Raw genomic sequence first — 20,178 nt, 5'->3', positions numbered from 1 at the left:
CCCTACAAGGGCTTTACGCCTTTTGCTTGTTGCGTCGACTGCTGATGACCGTGGAGGTCAGGACGAGCAGTACGGCGATGACGAACATGGCCGTACCGATGACATTGATCTGGACGGGCGTACCGCGCTGGGCCGATCCCCAGACGAACATGGGGAAGGTGACGGTCGAGCCCGCGTTGAAATTGGTGATGATGAAATCGTCGAAGGAGAGCGCGAAGGCGAGCAGCGCGCCCGCGGCGATTCCGGGGGCCGCGATGGGCAGGGTGACCCTGATGAACGTCTGGAACGGGCCGGCGTAGAGGTCCTGCGCGGCCTGCTCCAGCTTCGGGTCCATCGACATGACGCGGGCCTTGACGGCCGTCACGACGAAGCTGAGGCAGAACATGATGTGGGCGATCAGGATCGTCCAGAAGCCCAGCTGGACACCCATGTTGAGGAACAGGGTGAGCAGCGAGGCGGCCATGACGACCTCGGGCATCGCCATCGGCATGAAGATCAGCGAGTTGACCGCACCGCGCGCCCGGAAGCGGTAGCGGACCAGCGCGAAGGCGATCATCGTGCCGAGGGCGGTGGCGCCCAGCGTCGACCACAGCGCGATCTGGAGGCTGAGGGTGAGCGAGTCGCACATCCCCGCCACACCGCACGGGTCGGTCCAGGCCTCGGTGGAGAACTGCTGCCACTGGTAGTTGAAGCGGCCCTTCGGATCGTTGAAGGAGAACACCGTCACGACGATGTTGGGCAGCAGCAGATAACCGAGCGTGATCAGGCCCGCGATGACGACGAAATGGCGCCGGAGCCAGTTGACGAAGGCCATTTAAACCAGATCCTCCGTGCCGGACTTGCGGATGTAGAGCGACACCATGACGAGGATCGCGAACATCAGGATGAAGGAGAGGGCGGCCGCCGTCGGATAGTCCAGGATCCGCAGGAACTGCGTCTGGATCACATTGCCGATCATGCGGGTGTCCGTGGAGCCGAGCAGATCGGCGTTGACGTAGTCACCGGCGGCCGGGATGAAGGTCAGCAGCGTGCCGGAGACGACACCGGGCATCGACAGCGGGAAGGTGACCCGGCGGAAGGTGGTGGCCGGCCGCGCGTACAGGTCGCCCGCCGCCTCGTGCAGACGCGGGTCGATGCGCTCCAGCGAGGTGTACAGCGGCAGGATCATGAACGGCAGGAAGTTGTAGGTCAGACCGCACACCACCGCGAGCGGGGTGGCCAGTACCCGGTCTCCCGCGGTCATGCCGAGCCAGCTGGTGACATCCAGGACGTGCAGGGTGTTGAGCGCCTCCACGACCGGGCCGCTGTCCGCGAGGATCGTCTTCCAGGCCAGGGTGCGGATCAGGAAGCTGGTGAAGAACGGCGCGATCACCAGGATCATGATCAGGTTCCGCCAGCGGCCCGCCCGGAAGGCGATGAGGTACGCCAGCGGGTAGCCCAGCACCAGACACAGCACCGTCGCGGAGCCCGCGTAGAGCACCGACCGCAGGAACTGCGGGTAGTACTCGGTCAGCGCGTCCCAGTAGGTGGCGAAGTGCCAGGTGACCTCGTAGCCCTCCTCCAGAGAGCCGGTCTGCACGGAGGTCGACGCCTGGTAGACCATCGGCAGCGCGAAGAACACCACCAGCCAGGCGAGTCCGGGCAGCAGCAGGAGGTAGGGCGTCCAGCGGCCCCGCTTGCGCGGGGGCTTCGCCTTCTCGGGGGCCGGCGCCAGGGGCGGCGCCTCGGTCAGCGTCGCCATCAGACCGCCTCTTCCTGGATGCCCGCGTCGCCCGCTGTCCCAGCAAGCAGGGACTGCGCGGAGTCCAGTCCGAAAGTGTGCGCCGGGTTCCAGTGCAGGACGACGTCGGCGCCGGGGACCAGCCGGGTGTCGCGGTCGACGTTCTGGACGTAGACCGAGAGCTCCGGGCAGACCGGGCTGTCGATGACGTACTGCGTGGAGACGCCGATGAAACTCGCGTCGGCGATCTTGCCCGTGATGCGGTTGCGGCCGTCGGGTATCTCACCGGCGTCGTCGGCGTGCGCGAGGGAGATCTTCTCCGGACGCACCCCGACCAGCATCCTGCCGCCGGTCGCGGCCGGTGCCGAGGAGCGCCCGGCGGGCAGGACGAGCTTGCCGCCGCCCGCCCTGAGGACGATCTCGTCGCCGCCGCGCGCGTCGACCTCGGCCTCGATGAGGTTGGAGGTGCCGAGGAAGTTGGCGACGAAGGTGGTCCTCGGGTTCTCGTACAGATCGGCCGGGGCGCCGAGCTGCTCGACGCGGCCCGCGTTCATCACGGCGACCGTGTCGGCCATGGTCATGGCCTCCTCCTGGTCGTGCGTGACGTGCACGAAGGTGATGCCGACCTCGGTCTGGATGCGCTTGAGCTCCAGCTGCATCTGGCGGCGCAGCTTGAGGTCGAGGGCGCCGAGGGGCTCGTCGAGGAGGAGCACCTTCGGGGTGTTGATCAGGGCGCGGGCGACCGCGACGCGCTGCTGCTGGCCGCCGGAGAGCTGGTGGGGCTTCTTGCGGGCCTGCTCGCCGAGCTGGACCAGCTCGAGCATGTCCTCGACCTGCTTCTTCACGCTCTTGATGCCGCGCCGGCGCAGACCGAAGGCGACGTTCTCGAAGATGTCGAGGTGCGGGAAGAGGGCGTAGGACTGGAAGACCGTGTTGACCGGCCGCTTGTACGGCGGCAGCCGCGTGACGTCCTGGTCGCCGAGGAAGACCGTGCCGGTGGTCGGCTCCTCCAGGCCCGCGATCATGCGCAGGGTGGTGGTCTTGCCGCAGCCGGAGGCGCCGAGCAGGGCGAAGAACGAGCCCTGCGGGACGGTCAGGTCGAGCGGCTGCACGGCGGTGAAGCCATTGGCGTACGTCTTGCTGATGCCGGTGAGTCGGACGTCGCCGGTGTTGTCGTTCTTGGTGGTCACGTCGGTCACGCCCCCGTCAGCTTCGCGAACTTCTGTTCAAATTCCGTCTCTTCCTTCGAGCTCAGCGAGCGGAAGGCGCGGGACTTCGCGGCCATGGCCTTGTCGGGGATGATCAGCGGGTTGTTCGCCGCATCCTCGTCGATCTTCGCCAGTTCCTGCTTCACGCCGTCGACCGGACAGACGTAGTTGATGTACGCGGCGAGCTCGGCGGCCGCCTGCGGCTCGTAGTAGTAGTCGATGAGCCGCTCGGCGTTCTCCTTGTGCCGCGCCTTGTTGGGGATCAGCATGTTGTCGGTCGACGTGATGTAACCGCTGTCCGGGATGATGAAGTCGATGTCGGGGCTGTCCGCCTTCAATTGGACGACGTCACCGGCCCAGGCGACGCAGGCGGCGAAGTCACCGCTGGTCAGGTCCGAGGTGTAGTCGTTGCCGGTGAAGCGGCGGATCTGGCCCTTGTCGACGGCCTTCTGGAGCCGGGCGACGGCCGCGTCGTAGTCGTCGGCCGTGAAGTTCCCCGGGTCCTTGCCCATGTCGAGCAGGGTCATGCCGATGCTGTCGCGCATCTCCGACAGGAAACCGACCCGGCCCTTGAGCCTGGGGTTGTCGAGCAGGTCGGAGACCGTCTTCACCTCGACGCCGTCCAGCGCCTTCTTGTTGTACGCGATGACCGTGGAGATGCCCTGCCATACGTAGGAGTAGGCGCGGCCCGGGTCCCAGTCCGGGGAGCGGAACTGGGGGGAGAGGTTGGCGTAGGCGTTCGGCAGGTTGGACGGGTCCAGTTTCTGGACCCAACCGAGGCGGATCAGCCGGGCCGCCAGCCAGTCGGTGAGGACGATGATGTCGCGCCCGGTGTCCTGGCCCGCGGCGAGCTGCGGCTTGATCTTGCCGAAGAACTCGACGTTGTCGTTGATGTCCTCGGTGTACTTGACCTTGATGCCGGTCCGCTCGGTGAACCGGTCGAGCGTGGGGTGGTGCTTCTCGCTCTCGTCCACGTCCATGTACTCGGTCCAGTTGGAGAAGCTGACGGTCTTCTCCTTCGCCGAGCGGTCGTCGGCGGACTCCCCGCCCTGCGTCTTGCCGGCGGCGGGGATGCCGCAGCCGGTCAGGGCCGCCGCACCGCCGACCGCGAGCGCGCCGCCCGCGGAGGCGCGCAGCAGGGACCGGCGAGTGAGGGAGGCCCTGCCGTTGCGGAAGCTGCGCCGCATGGCGGCCACCTGGGCCGCGGAGAGGCGGTCGGGCTCGTACTGCTCCATGCGTTTGGTGCCCTTTCGGGAGGTCTGTCGGACGCTGGTCAGGCGGCCTGGTACGGCTAGCGGTCCCCGAAGATCGTGCGGTGCCAGTCCTTCCTCGCCACCGCCGTATTGTCGAACATCACATGCTTGATCTGCGTGTATTCCTCGAACGAATGCGCCGACATGTCCTTACCGAAGCCGGACTGGCCATAACCTCCGTGCGGCATCTCGCTGATGATCGGGATGTGGTCGTTCACCCACACACAGCCCGCCTTGATCTCCCGGGTGGCCCGGTTCGCCCGGTAGACGTCCCGGCTCCAGGCGGAGGCAGCCAGCCCGTACGGGGTGTCGTTGGCCAGCGCGATACCCTCGTCGTCCGTGTCGAAGGGCAGCACGACCAGGACGGGCCCGAAGATCTCGGACTGGACGATCTCGCTGTCCTGGGCCGCGCCGGCGACCAGCGTCGGCCGGTAGTAGGCGCCCTTGGCCAGCTCGCCGCCGGGGGCCTCACCGCCGGTCACCACGCGCGCGTACCCGCGCGCCCGGTCGACGAAGGCGGCGACACGGTCGCGCTGCGCGTGGGAGACCAGCGGGCCGAGGTCGGTGCCGGCCGCGAACGGGTCGCCCAGGCGGACGGTCTCCATCAGGGCGGCGGTCCGCTCGACGAAGGCCTCGTAGAGCGGCCTCTGCACGTACGCGCGCGTGGCGGCGGTGCAGTCCTGGCCGGTGTTGATCAGGGAGCCCGCGACCGCGCCGTTGACGGCGGCGTCCAGGTCGGCGTCGTCGAACACGAGGAAGGGCGCCTTGCCGCCGAGCTCCAGGTGGAGGCGCTTGACGGTGGCCGTGGCGATCTCGGCGACGCGCCTGCCGACCGCGGTGGAGCCGGTGAAGGAGGTCATGGCCACGTCCGGGTGGCCGACCAGGTGCTCGCCGGCCTCGCGGCCGAGGCCCGTGACGACGTTGACCACGCCGTCGGGCAGACCCGCCTCGGTGCAAGCCTCGGCGAACAGCAGCGAGGTGAGCGGGGTCAGCTCGGCGGGCTTCAGCACGATCGTGTTGCCCGCGGCGACGGCCGGGAGGATCTTCCAGGCGGCCATCTGGAGCGGGTAGTTCCAGGGTGCGATGGAGCCGACCACGCCGATGGGCTCGCGGCGCACGTACGAGGTGTGGTCGCCGGAGTACTCTCCCGCCGACTGGCCCTGCAGATGCCGGGCGGCGCCCGCGAAGAAGGCCGTGTTGTCGATCGTGCCCGGCACGTCGAACTCACGGGTCAGCTTCAGCGGCTTGCCGCACTGGAGGGACTCGGCGCGGGCGAACTCCTCGGCGCGCTCGGCGATCACCGCGGCCAGCCGGTGCAGCGCGTCGGAGCGCTCGCCCGGGGTGGCCCCGGCCCAGCCGGGGAAGGCCTCGCGGGCGGCGGCCACGGCCGCGTCGACGTCACCGGTTCCCGCCAGCTCGTAGGTGAGGACCTCCTCGCCGGTGGCCGGGTCGGTGACCGTGTGGGTACGGCCCGAGGTGCCCTTCGTGAAGCGGCCCGCGATGTACTGCGCCCCGGCCGCGAAGCGGTCATGTGCGGGGAATCGTTCCGGGGTGGCGTTGCCCGGGTTGTGCATGTCGCTCTCCTCCGCCTTCGCCCCGCTGTCCACGGGGGCGGGTGGGCGTAGCTCCAGCTCGATTTGAGTGCCGATCCTGACAGAGCACATGGACTCCAACAAGTGATTCCGTTGTTGCCTTTTGGTTACGCAACGGAATCTGTCGACCAGGTGTCGAGTCGACACGAAAAACCGAAGACGGACTGTCAGTGGTGCGTGCCACACTCGCGTGCATGCGAAAGATCGATTCTCGGGATGCCCTGATCAGGGAGGTCCACGCGGGGGTGGGGATCAAGTATCTGCACTTCTGGGGGCACAGGCCCACGGCCGACGGCCGGATCGGCGCGAGCTGTCTGAGCCAGTGGTGGCCGTCGCCGTTCACGGTGGACGGTGTGCGGTACGCGACGGCCGAGCACTGGATGATGGCCGGCAAGGCGCGGCTGTTCGACGACCCCGAGGCGGAGCGGCAGATCCTCGCCTCCGGGCACCCCTCGCAGGCGAAGAAGGCCGGGCGGCTGGTGCGGGGCTTCGACGAGGGCATATGGCAGCGCGAGCGCTTCGGGATCGTGGTCGAGGGCAGCGTCCACAAGTTCGCCGCGCATCCCGGGCTGCGGGAGTTCCTGCTCGGCACGGGACAGCGGGTGCTGGTGGAGGCCAGTCCGGTGGACCGCGTCTGGGGCATCGGACTTGCGGCGAACGACGACGGGGCGTGGGACCCGGAGCGCTGGAAGGGGCCGAACCTGCTGGGGTTCGCGCTGATGGAGGCGCGGGAGCGGCTTCGGGGCGGCGGGGTCTGAGGGGCCGGCTTCGCGCGGGCCATAGCGGGCGGCTTCGGGGCGGGGCCTGAGGGGCCCCTGGCTCACCCGTGGCCATGACCTCCGGGTATCCCGGGCATCCCGGCCCGGGGGCACCCCGGCCCGGCCCGGGATAGGGGCAGCCCGGCCCGGCCCGTCGCGCCCGTCCTACGCGTTGGCCACCACCAGTACGCCGAAGCCCACACCCAGGGCGATGCCGACCACGCCGCAGATGATTCCGGCCAGGGCCTGGCCCGGGTTGGTGGCCTCGCCGCGGCCCGCCTTGGCACGGCCGACGGCACCGAAGATCACGGCCAGGATGCCCACGACGATGGCCACCGGCCACAGACAGAAGACGACGTCCGCGATGATGCCGAGCACGAGACCGGCCGTGCCCATGCCGTTGCTGGGCACCGGCGGCAGCCCCGGCCACCCGTAGTAGCCGGGCCCCGCGGGGGCCGGCTGCGCCGAACCCGGGTAGCCGTAGCCGGAGGTGCCGCCGGGATAGCCGTAACCGGCCGTGCCGCCCGGGTAGCCGTACCCCGGCTGGCCGGGACCGTCGGGCGAGAGGGGCGGCGGCGGGACGGGCTGACCGGCTCCGGGAGCCGCGAAGGGGCCGGCCGGGGGCGGGTAGGACGCGGCCGGCGGGGCGAAGGGGTCCGTGGCACCCGGTGTGCCGGAGGCGGGCGTCTGCGCGGCGGGCGGTGGGTAGCCGCCGGGGGCCTGGGCCGACGGGTCGGTCCAGGGCGCGGGCTGCGGGCCGCCGCCCAGGCTCGGCAGGGAGGTGACCGTCTGCTGGTCGTGCATGGACGGGTTCACGATGGGCAGCGCGCCGGAGGCGATGGTGTGCCCCGGACCGGGCGAGCCGTCGTCGGCGGGCGGCGCCCAGAGATCACGCTCGGGGCCCGCGGCGGGGGCCGGCCCCGCGGTGCCGCCCTTGCCCAGCGGAACCGGCCCGGCCGCGTCCTGGGGCGCCGACCACGAACCGTCGCCCTGGGGCGGCGTCGCGCCACCGTGCTGCGGCCCGGCCGGCGGCTGCGTCTCGTCGGACATGCGCCAGATCCCCTCTGTCGGCAGTCCCGTCATGCTACGGCCCTCGTTCCCGAGCCGTGCCCCCGGCCTACGATGATCCCGAGTCACCGATCAGCCGATCACCAGCGTCCCGGGCCCGCCGGTCCGGGGACGCCGTTCCCGGGAGGAACCCTTGACCGACCGCGCCATCCCGACCGCCGCAAGCGGCTCCGGCGACCTGCACGCGTTCATCGCCGGACTGCCCAAGGCCGAACTGCACGTCCACCACGTCGGCTCCGCCTCCCCCCGGATCGTCTCCGAACTGGCCGCCCGCCACCCCGACTCCAAGGTGCCCACCGACTCCGAGGCTCTCGCGGACTACTTCACCTTCACGGACTTCGCCCACTTCATCGACGTGTACCTGTCCGTCGTCGACCTCATCCGCACCCCGGAGGACGTCCGGCTGCTGACCTTCGAGGTGGCCCGTGAGCTGGCCCGCCAGCAGGTGCGCTACGCCGAGCTGACCATCACGCCGTACTCCTCCACCCGGCGCGGTATCGACGAGCGGGCCTTCATGGACGCCATCGAGGACGCCCGCAAGGCCGCCGAGACCGAGTTCGGGACCGTGCTGCGCTGGTGCTTCGACATCCCCGGCGAGGCGGGGCTGGCGTCCGCCGAGGAGACCGTGCGGCTGGCCACCGACGACCGGCTGCGCCCCGAGGGCCTGGTCTCCTTCGGACTCGGCGGGCCCGAGATCGGCGTACCGCGACCGCAGTTCAAGCCCTACTTCGACCAGGCCATCGCCGCCGGGCTGCACTCCGTGCCGCACGCCGGCGAGACCACCGGCCCGGAGACCGTGTGGGACGCGCTGACCTACCTCGGCGCCGAGCGCATCGGGCACGGCACCAGCTCGGCCCAGGACGAGAAGCTGCTGCGCCACCTCGCCGAGAACCGGATCGCGCTGGAGGTGTGCCCCACCTCCAACATCGCCACGCGTGCGGTCACCACGCTCGACGAGCACCCCATCAACGACTTCGTGGCGGCCGGCGTGCTGGTGACGGTCAACTCCGACGACCCGCCGATGTTCGGCACCGACCTCAACAGCGAGTACGCGGTCGCCGCCCGGCTGCTGGGGCTGGACGAGCGCGGCCTCGGAGAGCTCGCGAAGAACGCCGTGGAGGCCTCCTTCCTCGACGAGACCGGCAAGCAGCGGATCGTCGACGAGATCGACACGTACACCGCGGCGTGGCTGGCGCCCTGACGTCGGATCACAATGGGCCCATGCAGAACGTGACCGCCGTGGCCCACCGCGGTGCCCCCTACCGCTACCGCGAGAACACCCTCGACTCCCTGCGTTCCGCGCTCGAACTGGGCGCGGACGCCGTGGAGATCGACGTACGGCTCACCCGGGACGGCGTGCCGGTGCTGCTGCACGACGAGACGCTGAAGCGGCTGTGGGAGGTGGACCGGCCGCTGCGGACGCTGTCCACGGAGGAGCTGCGGGGCCTGACCGAGGGCGCGGTGCCGACGCTCGCCGAGGCGCTGGCCGCGACCGACGGGCACCGGGTGATGGTCGACCTGCCGGGCCTGCGCGATGTGCGCACCGCGGCCCGGGTGGTGGACGCGGTGCGCGCGAGCGGGGCACGGGACCGCGTGTACTACTGCGCCGCCGCCGAGGCGATGCTGGCGGTGCGCGAGGCAGACGGTTCGGCCGAGATCGCGCTGACCTGGACGACGCTGGCGCCGCCGCGCGCCGGCCTGCTGGCGGCCGTACGGCCGCGCTGGCTCAACTACCGCTGGGGCCTGGTCAGCCGTGACCTCGCCGAGCGGGTGCACCGCGACGGGCTGCTGCTGTCGGTGTGGACGCCGGACACCCGCCGCAGCATGCGCCGTCTCATCGGCATGGGCGTCGACTCGATCACGACCAACCGCGTGGAGGTGCTGAGCGCCCTGAAGGACGTCCCGTAGGGGCCGGACCGGTCCCGTAGGGGCCGGACCCTGACAACTCCCCTTTTCCAGGGGTGAGTTGCTGAGGGTTTCCCGAGGGGCGGTGCCCTCCTCGGCGACGATCCGCGGCGGTGCGCGGGGCCGCAGGATGATCACACATCGTCCGCACCCGGTCCTCCGAGGAGCCCGCCCATGCGTCCGCGCAGCCGTACTTCCCTGGTCACCGCCGCCCTCGCCGCCTCTCTCGCGCTCGCCCTCACGGCCGGCCCGCTGGCCGCCCCCGTGTTCGCCGCGTCCGGCGGGCGCCCCGTCCCCGCGGCCTGTGCCGGCACCGGCGCCCCGGACACCGAGGCCCTCTCCGCCGCGCTGGCCGGCATTCCGGCCGACGACGTGACCGCGGCGCTGGTCCGGGTGGGCGGCAAGGGCGCCTGGCACGGCGCGGCCGGGGTGCGCGATCTGCGCACCGGGGCGCCGGTGCTGGAACGGGGCCGGTTCCGGGCGGGCTCGGTGACCAAGCTGGTGACCGCCTCGGTGGTGCTGCAACTGGTGTCCGAGGGCCGTATCGCCCTCGACGGGACCGTGCAGGAGTATCTGCCGGGTCTGCTCACCGACGACTTCGAGCCGGTGACCGTGCGCCAGTTGCTGACGTACACCAGCGGTGTCCAGCCCGGCGTGGGGTTCGGCGACTCTACCGAGGAGATGTTCCCGCACCGATTCGAGACGCTGACACCGCGGGAGGTGGTCGCGGCCGCCGTCGCCAAGGGCCCGGGGTACACGCCCGGTTCGCGGCAGACGTACGGCAACATCCACTACACCGTGCTCGGCCTGCTGATCGAGCAGGTCACCGGCGACACGTACGCGCATCAGGCGCGGGCGCGGGTCTTCGGGCCGCTGGGCATGCGTGGTTCGTCGTTCCCGGCCGGCCCGGACCGGCGGGTGCACGGGCCGCACAACCGCGGGTACGAGTGGATCGGCGGCGAACTGGTCGACGTCACCGAGTGGAACATGTCCGACCGGTGGGCGGCCGGCGATCTGATCTCGACGACCGCCGACCTGGAGCGGCTGCTGAAGGGCGTCCTGGGCGGCCGGGTCGTACCGCCCGCGCTGGTGCGGGAGATGCTGACCGTGCCGTTCGACGGGGCGCGCTACGGCATGGCGCTGGAGCGCTTCACCCTCGACGGCCAGGAGATCTGGGGCAAGTCGGGCTCACGGCCCGGGTACGCCACGGGTGTCGCCGCGACGCCGGACCTGTGCCGCACCGTGGTCTTCTCGGTCAACTCCACCGACGCGCGTTCCCAGGGCCTGGCCCTGGCCCAGCGCTTCGCGTTCCCGGCGTTCACGCGGTGACGGGCGGGGTGTCCAGCGCGCTCGGGGGTGTGGCGGTCAGCGCCTCCAGCCGCTTGATCCGGCGACGTACGACGTACAGCGGGATCACCCCGAAGACACCGAAGGACATGTCGACGACGCTCCACCACAAGGGGATGTCGCGGATCGGCCCGCAGATCAGTGCGAGCGGGACGATCCCGGCGCAGGCGATCATCCCGAACTCCACGACCCAGATGTTGCGGACCGGGTCCCGGAAGACGCCGTAGAAGGCGACGGCGATGACCAGGTGGGCGAAGGCCAGCCAGTCGGTGCCGTAGAGGAGGAACGGGTAGTCGGCGTCGGCGGCGTCGAGTCCGCTGCGCACCCGGGTGATCCAGTCCGTAAGGCCCGGCAGGTGGTCCTGCACGGACAGGGCGTGCAACAGGTCCTCGGTCCAGCGCAGTTCGTGGACCAGCGGGAAGGCCGTGGCGCCGCTGAGTACCAGGCAGACGACGAAGAGGACCAGCCAGGCACGGATGCCCTTCAGCAGGGCGGCTCTGTCATTCATGGGGCCAGCGTACGCTTGGAATTGAACACGTTCAAAAGCGGGGCCCCTCAGCAACAGGGGCCCCGCTTCGAGCCGTTGTCGGCTCGCCGCCCGGAAGCGGTGCGGCTGTCAGCTCACCACTCGAAAGCGGTGCGGCTGTCAGCTCGCCGCCCGGAAGCGGCGCAGCCGCAGGGAGTTGCCGACGACGAAGACCGAGGAGAAGGCCATCGCGGCACCGGCCAGCATCGGGTTGAGCAGCCCGGCCGCGGCGAGCGGCAGGGCGGCCACGTTGTAGGCGAAGGCCCAGAACAGGTTGGAGCGGATGGTGCCGAGGGTGCGGCGGGCGAGCCGGATCGCGTCGGCGGCCACCCGCAGGTCACCGCGGACCAGGGTCAGGTCGCCGGCCTCGATCGCCGCGTCCGTGCCGGTACCCATGGCCAGGCCCAGGTCGGCCTGCGCGAGGGCGGCCGCGTCGTTGACGCCGTCGCCGACCATGGCGACCGAACGGCCCTCGCCCTGGAGGCGCTTGACGACGTCGACCTTGTCCTGCGGCATGACCTCGGCGATCACGTGCTCGGGGGCGATGCCGACCTCGGCGGCCACCGCGCGGGCGACGGCCTCGTTGTCCCCGGTGAGCAGGATCGGGGTCAGCCCGAGGGCGCGCAGCCGGGTGACGGCCTCGCGGCTGGTGTCCTTGACGGCATCCGCGACCTCCAGGACCGCACGGGCCTCGCCGTCCCAGGCGACCGCGATGGCGGTACGGCCGCTTGCCTCGGCCTCGGCCCTGGCGCGCTCCAGGCCGGCGGGCAGACCGATCGCCCACTCCCCCAGCAGCTTCTCCCGCCCGACCAGGACCGCGTGGTCCTCGACGACGCCCTGCACGCCGAGACCGGCGATGTTGGCGAAGTCCTGCGGCGTGGGCAGCGAGCCGAGCTTGTCGAGGGCTCCCGTGGCGACGGCCTGGGCGACGGGGTGCTCGGAGGCGTGCTCCAGGGCTCCCGCCAGACGCAGGACGTCGGCCTCGTCGGTGCCCTCGGCGGTGTGGACGGCGAGAAGGGTCATACGGCCGGTGGTCACGGTGCCGGTCTTGTCCAGCACGATGGTGTCGACCTTGCGGGTGCTCTCCAGGACCTCGGGGCCCTTGATCAGGATGCCCAGCTGGGCGCCGCGGCCGGTGCCGACCATCAGCGCGGTCGGGGTGGCCAGGCCCAGGGCGCAGGGGCAGGCGATGATCAGCACGGCCACGGCGGCGGTGAAGGCGGCGGTCAGCCCGGCGCCGTTGCCGAGCCAGAAGCCGAGGGTGCCGAGCGCGAGGGCGATGACGACGGGGACGAACACCCCGGAGATCCGGTCGGCGAGCCGCTGTGCGGCGGCCTTGCCGTTCTGCGCGTCCTCGACGAGCCGGGCCATCCGGGCGAGCTGGGTGTCCGCGCCGACCCGGGTGGCCTCGACGACCAGCCGGCCGCCCGCGTTCAGGGTGGCGCCGGTGACGCCGTCGCCGACGCCGACCTCGACGGGCACGGACTCGCCGGTCAGCATCGAGGCGTCCACCGCGGAGGAGCCCTCCACCACGGTGCCGTCGGTCGCGATCTTCTCCCCGGGGCGGACCAGGAAGCGGTCGCCGGCCTTCAGCTCGCCGACCGGGATCAGTTCCTCGCGGCCGCCGCGCAGGACGGTGACCTCCTTGGCGCCCAGCTCCAGCAGCGCCTTCAGCGCGGCACCGGCCTTCCGCTTGGAGCGGGCCTCGAAGTAGCGCCCCGCCAGGATGAAGGCGGTGACTCCGGCCGCGGCCTCCAGGTAGATGTTCCCCGAGCCGTCGGTACGGGCGATGGTCAGCTCGAAGGGGTGGGTCATGCCGGGCGTCCCGGCGGTGCCGAGGAACAGCGCCCACAGCGACCAGAGGAACGCCGCCGAGGTGCCGACCGAGATGAGCGTGTCCATCGTCGCGGCCCCGTGCCGGGCGTTGGTCCACGCGGCCCGGTGGAACGGCCAGGCCGCGTACGTCACCACGGGCGCCGCCAGGGTCAGCGACAGCCACTGCCAGTACTCGAACTGGAGCGCGGGGATCATCGCCATCGCGATCACCGGCACGGCCAGCACGACGGCGGTGACCAGCCGCTCCTTGAGCGGCCTCAGCTCATCGGGCTCGGCCTCGGCCCGCTCGGGGCCGGGCTCGGCCACGGCCGGCCGCGGCTCCCGCGCGGTGTACCCGGTGGCCTCGACCGTCGCGATCAGGTCGGGCACGGTCACGGCACCCGCGTAGGTCACCTGCGCCTTCTCGGTCGCGTAGTTGACCGTGGCCGTGACGCCGTCCATGCGGTTGAGCTTCTTCTCGATGCGCGCCGCGCAGGAGGCGCAGGTCATACCGCCGATGGCGAGCTCGACCCGGTCGGCGTCGGTGGCCTCGGGTGCCGTCGTGGTCATGAGGAGTCCTCCAGGACCGAACGCATACCCCTTGGGGGTATCTGACGACTCCAGGTATACCCCCCTCAGGTATTCTCTGGCAAGACCTTGCGATACCCCATGGGGGTATGCATGAATGAGGGAGTCGCCTTGAAGCTGTACCGAGGAGCCCGAGATGAAGCCCGTAGTGAAGATCGCCGCGTTCGCCGCAGCCGTGGCCGCCACCTTCGGCACCGCCTTCGCCGTGGGGGACGTGGTCGGCCCGGTCTCGGACAGCGGGAAGCCCCCCGCCGCCCACGGCGGTCACGCCCCCGCCGAGAAGCCCGCCGCCACCGGGCCCGGAGCGCGGCCTCCCGGCGGCCTCCAGGTCTCCGAGGGCGGCTACACGCTCGACCTGGAGACCGCCCGCGTGCCCGCGGGCGAGGAGACCGTCCTGCGCTTCACCCTGCGCGACGAGGACGGGCGCCCGGTGACCGAGTACCGGCGCGAGCACGAGAAGGAACTGCACCTGATCGTGGCGTCCCGGGACCTCACCACCTACCGCCATCTGCACCCGGTCCGCGGCGCCGACGGCACCTGGAGCACCGGCGCCGAACTGCCCGTCGCGGGCTCCTACCGGGTCTTCGCCGACTTCACGCCCACCGCGGGCGGCGAGAACCTGACGCTGGGCACCGACCTCGCGGTCACCGGCCGGTACGCGCCCGCCGAGCTCCCCGAGACCGGTGCGCGGGCCACCGTCGACGGCTACACCGTCGAGCTCACCGGCTCACTCGCCCCGGGCGCCGAGAGCGACCTCACCTTCGAGGTCACCCGTGCCGGCGAACCGGCGCGCCTGCAGCCCTACCTCGGCGCCTACGGCCACCTCGTCGCCCTGCGCTCCGGAGACCTCGCCTATCTGCACGTCCATCCGCACGACGAGGCCCGCGGCACGGCGGCCTCGGGACCGGAGGTGGCCTTCACGGCCGCCGCCCCGAGCACCGGCGACTACCGCCTCTTCCTCGACTTCAAGGTCGACGGCAAGGTGCGTACGGCCGCCTTCACGGTGCACACGGACGGCACGGCGCGGGCGGACGGCCGTACGGCAGAACCGGCCGAACCGGAGGCGGAGCGCTCCACGGGCCACGGCCACTGACGATCCTGCCGCGCCACCCCGGAACGCGGTCGTCACAACCCGGCGATCGCGTTCCACCGCCTGCCGAACTCCGTACGCTCCCCGGCCGTGATGTCCCGGGCGACGGCCAGCCGCGCGCGCATCGCGTCGTCGGGGAAGATCAGCGGGTTCTCGGCCAGCTCGGCGGTCTCCCCGTCCTTGGCGGAGGCCAGCACGTCACGGGCGGCGGGCACCGGGCAGACGTAGTTCACCCAGGCGGCCAGTTCGGCGGCGACCTCGGGGTCGTAGTAGTGGTCGACGAGCCGTTCGGCGCTCGCCTTGTGCGCCGCGCGGTTGGGGATCATCAGCGACTCCGACCACAGCTCGGCACCCTCCTCGGGGACGACGAAGCGGATGTCGGGGTCGTCGGCCTGGAGCTGGATGACATCGCCGGAGTAGGCCTGGCAGGCGAGGACGTCGCCGGTGGAGAGGTCCTTGATGTAGTCGTTGCCGGTGAAGCGGCGTATCTGACCGCGGCGCACCTGGTTCTCGACCTTGTCGCACATCCGGTGGAAGTCGTCGGCGGTCCAGCGGGTGACGTCCACGCCGTCGCCCTGCATCAGCAGCGCGAACGCCTCGTCCAGGCCGGACAGCAGGGTGACCCTGCCCCTGAGGTCGTCCGCCCACAGGTCCGAGACCCGGCGGATCTCCCGGCCGAGCGCGCGGCGGTTGTACGCGATGCCGGTGATGCCGGACTGCCAGGGCACGGTGAAGGCGCGGCCGGGGTCGAAGGCGGGCGAGCGCAGCAGCGGGTCGAGGTAGCGGGTGACGTTGGGCTGGCGGGCCCGGTCCATCCCCTGCACCCAGCCGAGGCGGACGAACCGGGCGCACATCCAGTCGCTGACGACGATCAGGTCGCGGCCGGTGGACTGGTGGTTCATCAGCGCCGGGCTGATCTTGCCGAAGAACTCGTCGTTGTCGTTGATCTCCTCGACGTACTCCACGGAGATCCCGGCCTGCTCCTCGAAGGCCTCGAGGGTGGGCCGCCGGGTCTCGTCGGTGTCGTCCGTGTCGATGTAGAGCGGCCAGTTCGCCCAGGTCAGCCGCTTGTCGGTGGCCGACCTGTCGGGTACGGCGCGGTCGCCGGGGGCGACGTAGGCGGAGGGCACACCGCAGCCCGCCGACCCCAGCAGGGCGGCGGCACCGAGGGCGCGCAGCAGCGAACGGCGGGAGGGACGCGCGATCTTGGAGGGCACCTCGGAAGGATGCCGGGCGCGTCCGCGCCGGAACAATCGACGGGACGTCGAGCGAAAACAAGGCCGGCCGACACCTTGTCGAGGCCAGGCCGACGGTTCGGGATCGCGGGGAACTGCGCAAGCTTGGGGGCGCGGGGAACTGCGCACCCTTGGGGGCGCGGGGAACTGCGCGTTCCTGGGGGCGCGGGGAACTGCGCAAGCTTGGGGGCGCGGGGAACTGCGCAAAAACCGACGGCCCGCACCGGCACCGGCGCCTGCACCCGCACCCGCACCCGCACCCGCACCCGCAAAGGCGTCCCCGGACACGCCGCGGCCCCGGACGGTCCGTCCTCCGTCCGGGGCCGACTGGGCCGCCAGGGCCAACTGGGCCGCCCGGAGCCGCCGAGGCACCCCGGGCCAACCGCTCTCGCGCGGAGCGCTTACGCGTCCAGCGACGTCATCACGTGCTTGATGCGGGTGTAGTCCTCGAAGCCGTACCCGGACAGGTCCTTGCCGTAGCCGGACTTCTTGAAGCCGCCGTGCGGCATCTCGGCGACCAGCGGGATGTGGGTGTTGATCCACACACAGCCGAAGTCGAGCTTCTTGGACATGCGCATCGCGCGGCCGTGGTCCTTGGTCCACACCGAGGAGGCGAGGGCGTACTCGACGCCGTTGGCCCACTCGACGGCCTGGTCCTCGTCGCTGAAGGACTGGACGGTGATGACCGGGCCGAAGACCTCGTTCTGGACGATCTCGTCGTCCTGCTTCAGGCCGGAGACGACGGTCGGGGCGTAGAAGTAGCCCTTCTCGCCGACCTGGTGGCCACCGGCCTCGACCTTGGCGTGCGCGGGCAGGCGCTCGATGAAGCCGGAGACCTGCTTGAGCTGGTTGGGGTTGTTCAGCGGGCCGTAGAGGACGTCCTCGTCGTCCGGCTGACCGGTCTTGGTGTCGGCGGCCGCCTTGGCGAGCGCGGCGACGAACTCGTCGTGGATGGACGCCTGGACGAGCACACGCGTGGCGGCCGTGCAGTCCTGGCCGGCGTTGAAGTAGCCCGCGACCGCGATGTCCTCGACGGCCTTGGCGATGTCGGTGTCCTCGAAGACGACGACCGGAGCCTTGCCGCCCAGCTCCAGGTGGACGCGCTTGAGGTCCTTGGACGCCGACTCGGCGACCGACATGCCCGCGCGCACCGAGCCGGTGATGGAAGCCATCGCCGGGGTGCGGTGCTCGACCATCAGACGGCCGGTGTCACGGTCGCCGGTGACGACGTTGAAGACGCCCTTGGGCAGGATCGAGCCGATGATGTCGGCGATCAGGACCGTGGACGCGGGGGTCGTGTCCGACGGCTTCAGCACGACGGTGTTGCCCGCGGCGAGCGCCGGGGCGAACTTCCACACCGCCATCATCATCGGATAGTTCCACGGTGCGACCTGCGCGCAGACGCCGATCGGCTCGCGGCGCACGATAGAGGTCATGCCGTCCATGTACTCGCCGGCGCTGCGGCCCTCGAGCATGCGGGCGGCGCCCGCGAAGAAGCGGATCTGGTCGACCATCGGCGGGATCTCCTCCGACCGGGTGAGACCGATCGGCTTGCCGGTGTTCTCGACCTCCGCCGCGATCAGGTCCTCGGCGCGCTCCTCGAACGCGTCTGCGATCTTCAGCAGGGCCTTCTGGCGCTCGGCCGGGGTGGTGTCGCGCCAGGCCGGGAAGGCCGCGGCGGCGGCCGCCATGGCGGCGTCGACGTCCGCCTGCCCGGACAGCGGTGCGGTGGCGTACGCGTCGCCGGTGGCGGGGTTCACCACGTCGGTGGTCCGTCCGTCGGCGGCGTCCCGGAACTCCCCGTCGATGTAGTTGCGCAGACGACGCAGCTCGGTGGTCACTGCCGGCCCTCCTGTCGAGTGTCCATTCCTTGAGATGCCCACCCTAATCGTTCCGTCCACGGTTTCAACACCCCCCTCCCTTCCAGATCTGCGAAATCCGCACACAGGAATCGCTGAAACAACGAATTTCATCGATCCAGCCTTGCGAAAACGACGAGTCCTCGTGCAGAGTGAGCTCGTGGCCAGTCGAAGCGCAGACCAGAGGGACTCCCGCGAGTCCAGGAACGGCACTCCCCAGCTGGATGCCGTCTCCCTCGCCATCATCGAACAGCTCCAGGAGGACGGCCGCCGGCCGTACGCCGCCATCGGCAAGGCCGTCGGGCTCTCCGAGGCGGCCGTGCGCCAGCGCGTCCAGAAGCTGCTCGACCAGGGCGTGATGCAGATCGTCGCCGTCACGGACCCGCTCACCGTGGGCTTCCGCAGGCAGGCGATGGTCGGCATCAACGTCGAGGGCGACGTCGAGTCGATAGCCGACGCGCTGACGGCCATGCCGGAGGTCGAGTACGTGGTGATGACCGCGGGCTCGTTCGACGTCCTCGCCGAGATCGTCTGCGAGGACGACGATCACCTGCTGGACGTCATCAACAAACGCATCCGGGCCCTGTCCGGCGTGCGCTCCACCGAGAGCTTCGTCTATCTGAAGCTCAAGAAGCAGACCTACATGTGGGGAACCCGATAACCGTGAGGACCCGATAACCGTGAGCACCAAGGACCTCAGCCGATCCGCGTACGACCACCTGTGGATGCACTTCACCCGCATGTCCTCGTACGAGAACTCCCCCGTCCCGACCATCGTCCGCGGTGAGGGCACCTACATCTACGACGACAAGGGCAGGCGCTACCTCGACGGTCTCGCGGGTCTGTTCGTCGTCCAGGCCGGTCACGGACGCACCGAGCTCGCCGACGTCGCCGCCAGGCAGGCGAGCGAGCTCGCCTTCTTCCCGGTGTGGTCCTACGCCCACCCCAAGGCCGTCGAGCTGGCCGAGCGCCTGGCGCACGAGGCCCCCGGCGACCTCAACAAGGTCTTCTTCACCACCGGTGGCGGCGAGGCCGTCGAAACCGCCTGGAAGCTCGCCAAGCAGTACTTCAAGCTGACCGGCAAGCCCACCAAGTACAAGGTCATCTCCCGCGCGGTCGCCTACCACGGCACCCCGCAGGGCGCCCTGTCCATCACGGGTCTGCCGGGTCTCAAGGCTCCCTTCGAGCCGCTCGTGCCGGGCGCGCACAAGGTGCCCAACACCAACATCTACCGCGCCCCGCTCTTCGGCGACGACCCCGAGGCCTTCGGCCGCTGGGCCGCCGACCAGATCGAGCAGCAGATCCTCTTCGAGGGCCCGGACACCGTCGCCGCGGTCTTCCTGGAGCCCGTGCAGAACGCCGGCGGCTGCTTCCCGCCCCCGCCCGGCTACTTCCAGCGCGTGCGCGAGATCTGCGACAAGTACGACGTGCTGCTCGTGTCGGACGAGGTCATCTGCGCCTTCGGCCGCCTCGGCACCACCTTCGCCTGCGACAAGTTCGGCTACGTCCCGGACATGATCACCTGCGCCAAGGGCATGACCTCGGGCTACTCCCCGATCGGCGCGTGCATCATCTCCGACCGCCTCGCCGAGCCGTTCTACAAGGGCGACAACACCTTCCTGCACGGCTACACCTTCGGCGGCCACCCCGTCTCCGCCGCGGTCGGCCTCGCCAACCTCGACCTGTTCGAGAAGGAGAAGCTGAACCAGCACGTCCTCGACAACGAGGGCGCCTTCCTCTCCACGCTCCAGAAGCTGCACGACCTCCCGATCGTCGGCGACGTCCGCGGCAACGGCTTCTTCTACGGCATCGAGCTCGTCAAGGACAAGGCCACCAAGGAGTCCTTCGACGAGGAGGAGACCGAGCGCGTCCTGTACGGCTTCCTCTCCAAGGCCCTCTTCGAGAACGGCCTGTACTGCCGGGCCGACGACCGCGGCGACCCGGTCGTGCAGCTCGCCCCGCCGCTGATCTCCGACCAGGGGACCTTCGACGAGATCGAGCAGATCCTGCGCGCGACGCTCACGGAGGCGTGGACGAAGCTCTGATCTTCCTCTCAGGTGATCAACACCGGCCCCGGTGCCGTCCGTTCGAGTGAGAAAGGACGTCCCGGGGCCGCGTGCTGTCCGGCCTCGCGCGACCCGCTGCCTAGCGTGCCCTGTGACCGATCGGCCCTGCCTTCGTTCCCCCGCACGGGGGACGAGACACGGGAACTAC

At 70.7% G+C, this 20,178-nt stretch carries 16 protein-coding genes and 1 pseudogene; 7 read left to right on the top strand and 10 right to left on the bottom strand.

All coding sequences use genetic code 11. The features are described 5' to 3' along the window. Positions 1–13: 13 nt before the first annotated feature. The 5 genes from ACZ6SQ_RS21410 to ACZ6SQ_RS21390 are packed head-to-tail and all read right to left on the bottom strand — an operon-like array spanning position 14 to position 5,755. Entirely contained in the window at positions 14–814 is an 801-nt protein-coding gene (locus ACZ6SQ_RS21410; protein ID WP_469564354.1) for an ABC transporter permease, read from the bottom strand. Beyond that, positions 815–1,741: an ABC transporter permease gene (locus ACZ6SQ_RS21405; RefSeq protein ID WP_469564352.1), complete on the bottom strand. Its 927-nt coding sequence runs from the start codon at positions 1,739–1,741 to the stop codon at positions 815–817. Continuing rightward, positions 1,741–2,919 carry an ABC transporter ATP-binding protein gene (locus ACZ6SQ_RS21400; protein WP_469564350.1) on the bottom strand — a complete coding sequence of 393 codons (1,179 nt, stop codon included), beginning with the start codon at positions 2,917–2,919 and terminating at the stop codon, positions 1,741–1,743. The genes ACZ6SQ_RS21405 and ACZ6SQ_RS21400 overlap by 1 nt, the downstream gene beginning before the upstream one ends. Continuing rightward, positions 2,916–4,163 carry a polyamine ABC transporter substrate-binding protein gene (locus ACZ6SQ_RS21395; protein WP_469564346.1) on the bottom strand — a complete coding sequence of 416 codons (1,248 nt, stop codon included), beginning with the start codon at positions 4,161–4,163 and terminating at the stop codon, positions 2,916–2,918. The genes ACZ6SQ_RS21400 and ACZ6SQ_RS21395 overlap by 4 nt, the downstream gene beginning before the upstream one ends. A 56-nt stretch (positions 4,164–4,219) precedes the next feature. After that, entirely contained in the window at positions 4,220–5,755 is a 1,536-nt protein-coding gene (locus tag ACZ6SQ_RS21390; RefSeq protein ID WP_469564344.1) for a gamma-aminobutyraldehyde dehydrogenase, read from the bottom strand. A 212-nt stretch (positions 5,756–5,967) separates the two neighbouring features. Between ACZ6SQ_RS21390 and ACZ6SQ_RS21385 the strand changes: the two genes are divergently transcribed. Beyond that, positions 5,968–6,531 (top strand): NADAR family protein, encoded by a 564-nt coding sequence (locus ACZ6SQ_RS21385; protein ID WP_469564342.1) that lies wholly within the window; start codon positions 5,968–5,970, stop codon positions 6,529–6,531. Between the two features lie 165 nt (positions 6,532–6,696). Here the strand turns inward: ACZ6SQ_RS21385 and ACZ6SQ_RS21380 are convergent, their stop codons facing one another. After that, positions 6,697–7,581, bottom strand: a complete 885-nt coding sequence (locus ACZ6SQ_RS21380) for a DUF4190 domain-containing protein (protein ID WP_469564338.1) — start codon at positions 7,579–7,581, stop codon at positions 6,697–6,699. Between the two features lie 56 nt (positions 7,582–7,637). Between ACZ6SQ_RS21380 and ACZ6SQ_RS21375 the strand changes: the two are divergent. From ACZ6SQ_RS21375 to ACZ6SQ_RS21365, 3 genes and pseudogenes are all read left to right on the top strand, one after another. Then, positions 7,638–8,800, top strand: a pseudogene (locus ACZ6SQ_RS21375) (adenosine deaminase). 20 nt (positions 8,801–8,820) lie between these two features. Further along, entirely contained in the window at positions 8,821–9,507 is a 687-nt protein-coding gene (locus tag ACZ6SQ_RS21370) for a glycerophosphodiester phosphodiesterase (RefSeq protein WP_469564336.1), read from the top strand. Positions 9,508–9,678: 171 nt separating this feature from the next. Continuing rightward, positions 9,679–10,833 carry a serine hydrolase domain-containing protein gene (locus ACZ6SQ_RS21365; protein ID WP_469564332.1) on the top strand — a complete coding sequence of 385 codons (1,155 nt, stop codon included), beginning with the start codon at positions 9,679–9,681 and terminating at the stop codon, positions 10,831–10,833. Here the strand turns inward: ACZ6SQ_RS21365 and ACZ6SQ_RS21360 are convergent. Beyond that, positions 10,823–11,359 (bottom strand): hypothetical protein, encoded by a 537-nt coding sequence (locus tag ACZ6SQ_RS21360; RefSeq protein ID WP_469564331.1) that lies wholly within the window; start codon positions 11,357–11,359, stop codon positions 10,823–10,825. The two genes, ACZ6SQ_RS21365 and ACZ6SQ_RS21360, sit on opposite strands and share 11 nt — an antisense overlap. Before the next feature lie 138 nt (positions 11,360–11,497). Further along, complete coding sequence (locus ACZ6SQ_RS21355; protein ID WP_469564329.1) at positions 11,498–13,762, bottom strand: heavy metal translocating P-type ATPase; 2,265 nt, start codon at positions 13,760–13,762, stop codon at positions 11,498–11,500. 154 nt (positions 13,763–13,916) lie between these two features. On the opposite strand from ACZ6SQ_RS21355, the gene ACZ6SQ_RS21350 reads away from it, so the two are divergent. Then, complete coding sequence (locus tag ACZ6SQ_RS21350) at positions 13,917–14,873, top strand: hypothetical protein (protein ID WP_469564327.1); 957 nt, start codon at positions 13,917–13,919, stop codon at positions 14,871–14,873. Between the two features lie 32 nt (positions 14,874–14,905). On the opposite strand, the gene ACZ6SQ_RS21345 is transcribed toward ACZ6SQ_RS21350, so the two are convergent. Together ACZ6SQ_RS21345 and ACZ6SQ_RS21340 are read right to left on the bottom strand one after the other, a co-directional pair. Further along, on the bottom strand, positions 14,906–16,087 hold the full coding sequence (locus ACZ6SQ_RS21345) for a polyamine ABC transporter substrate-binding protein (RefSeq protein ID WP_469564324.1): 1,182 nt from the start codon (positions 16,085–16,087) through the stop codon (positions 14,906–14,908). 419 nt (positions 16,088–16,506) lie between these two features. Continuing rightward, on the bottom strand, positions 16,507–17,946 hold the full coding sequence (locus ACZ6SQ_RS21340; RefSeq protein WP_469564317.1) for a gamma-aminobutyraldehyde dehydrogenase: 1,440 nt from the start codon (positions 17,944–17,946) through the stop codon (positions 16,507–16,509). 163 nt (positions 17,947–18,109) lie between these two features. Here ACZ6SQ_RS21340 and ACZ6SQ_RS21335 point away from each other — a divergent pair, with 163 nt between their 5' ends. Then, positions 18,110–18,625 carry an Lrp/AsnC family transcriptional regulator gene (locus tag ACZ6SQ_RS21335; RefSeq protein ID WP_386378002.1) on the top strand — a complete coding sequence of 172 codons (516 nt, stop codon included), beginning with the start codon at positions 18,110–18,112 and terminating at the stop codon, positions 18,623–18,625. A gap of 19 nt (positions 18,626–18,644) precedes the next feature. Next, positions 18,645–20,009 carry an aspartate aminotransferase family protein gene (locus ACZ6SQ_RS21330; protein ID WP_469564314.1) on the top strand — a complete coding sequence of 455 codons (1,365 nt, stop codon included), beginning with the start codon at positions 18,645–18,647 and terminating at the stop codon, positions 20,007–20,009. Positions 20,010–20,178 lie beyond the last annotated feature (169 nt).

Source organism: Streptomyces sp. NPDC048600, from assembly GCF_055587025.1.
The sequence above is the reverse complement of the archived record's forward strand: the minus strand, read 5'-3'. Positions and strand labels throughout refer to the sequence as shown.